The sequence below is a fragment of the Micromonospora sp. NPDC049799 genome (genome assembly GCF_040656655.1).
In the GTDB taxonomy this organism is placed as follows: domain Bacteria; phylum Actinomycetota; class Actinomycetes; order Mycobacteriales; family Micromonosporaceae; genus Micromonospora.
This window is the reverse complement of sequence record NZ_JBFAMU010000756.1, coordinates 1-1,818: the sequence shown is the minus strand read 5'-3', so window position 1 is coordinate 1,818 and position 1,818 is coordinate 1. Positions and strand designations below refer to the sequence as shown.

General features: G+C 74.5%; 2 protein-coding genes. One reads left to right on the top strand and one right to left on the bottom strand.

What is annotated here, in order from left to right; translation table 11 throughout:
• On the bottom strand, positions 1–653 hold a 653-nt coding region (locus tag AB0I76_RS29155), incomplete at its 3' end, for an FGGY family carbohydrate kinase (protein ID WP_357042140.1).
• A gap of 249 nt (positions 654–902) precedes the next feature.
• Here AB0I76_RS29155 and AB0I76_RS29150 point away from each other — a divergent pair.
• Positions 903–1,818 (top strand): chorismate-binding protein (locus tag AB0I76_RS29150; protein WP_357042137.1); only part of this gene is annotated, 916 nt, incomplete at its 3' end.

Below are 1,818 nucleotides of genomic sequence, written 5' to 3'. Positions count from 1 at the left end.
CGGGCGTGGTCGGCACGCAGCCGCCCGCGCCACCCGTCCGGGGCCAGCTCGGGCAGTTCCTCCCGGCGGGAGGCGGCCAACGCGCAGGCCTCGGCGTCCCAGTCCATCGTGCGCAGGTCGAGCAGGCCGGTGCCGGAGGCCTGGGAGACGGACATCGGGGCGGCGTCCAGCAGCGCACCGAACAGGTACTCGGCCAGGCCGGCGAACCGGGCGACCGTGGTGCCGGTGTGGGCCCGCAGCCAGGGCAGCCGCATCGACCAGTAGCAGCGGTGCCACCACGTACCGGTGCGCTGGTGGAAGGCGTCGGCGTCGACCGGGCCGGTGGCACCGGCAACCGGAACCGGGCGGGTGTCCAACCAGGTGAGGACCGGCCCGAGCGGTCCGCCGCCGGCGTCGAGGGGGACCACCGAGTGCCACTGCGCCGACGTGGTGACCAACCCGATGTCGTGCAGGTGACCGCCGGCCGCCAGCTCGTCCAGACACGCGACCAGGCCGGCCAGGTAGGCCCCGGCGTCGAGGGTGCCGGTGCCGTCGTCGTGGACGGTCAGAATCATCTTGTGCCGGGCGAGGGCGCCGGGCAGCGGCCGGGCGTCGCCGTCCAGCACCAGTCCGCGGACCGAGGAGGTCCCCAGGTCGAGGGCGAGAATGTTCATCGCCGGTCACGTTATCCGGCCGGCCGGCCTCCCGCCGGACGACTCCACGCCGACCGGCTTCCCGGCGCGGCGCCCAGCGCGTAGGGTGGGCGCATGCTCGCGCACCCGACCTGCTGGTGGCCCGCCGACCCGGCGGCCACCCCCCGCGCGTAGCTTTCCCCAACGCGGCCGCCCGACGAGGCGGCCGCCGGTCTTCCTTCCGGCCCAGCGGTCGCCCCGAACGGGCGGCTCCCGGCCCGAGGAGACCCGATGACCCACCTGTCCGAGCTGATCGCCGCCGCCCCGCGCCCCGGTGCGGTCGGTCCGTTCGCGCTCGTGAAGCGTGAGGGCGCCGACCACGTCGACCTGTTCACCGGCGCCGTCCGCGCGGTGGACCGGCTCGCCGACATCCCGCTGGCGACCGACGCGACCGGCCCCCGCACCCTGGCGCTGGTGCCGTACCGGCAGGTCGCCGAGCGCGGCTTCGCCTGCGTGGACGACGGCGTGCCGCTGGAGTGCCTGGAGATCGACCGGCACGAGCGGGTCGACCTGGCCGAGGTGCTCGACGCGCTGCCCGACGTCCCGGTGGTCACGTCGGGCGCGGCCTTCGACGTGACCGACGAGGAGTACGCGGCGACAGTCGGCCGGGTGCTGGCCGAGGAGATCGGTCGCGGCGAGGGTGCCAACTTCGTCGTCCACCGCACGCTGCGCGCCGCCGTGCAGGGTCCCCCGCTGGTGGCGGCGTTGGCCGCGCTGCGCCGGCTGCTGGTGCGGGAGCGGGGGGCGTACTGGACGTTCCTCGTGCACACCGGCACCCGGATCCTCGTCGGAGCCAGCCCGGAACGGCACGTCAGCGTCGACAACGGACTGGTCATGATGAACCCGATCAGCGGCACCTTCCGGCACGGTGGCACGGGCGCCGACCGGGCGGCGCTGCTGCGGTTCCTCGCCGACCCGAAGGAGGTCGAGGAGCTGTACATGGTGCTCGACGAGGAGCTGAAGATGATGGCCACCGTCGCCGAGCACGGCGGTCAGGTGGTCGGCCCGTACCTCAAGGAGATGTCCCACCTGGCGCACACCGAGTACCTGCTCGCGGGCCGCGGCACGAGGGACGTCCGGAAGGTGCTGCGGGAGACGATGTTCGCGCCCACGGTCACGGGAAGCCCGATGGAGAACGCGTGCCGGG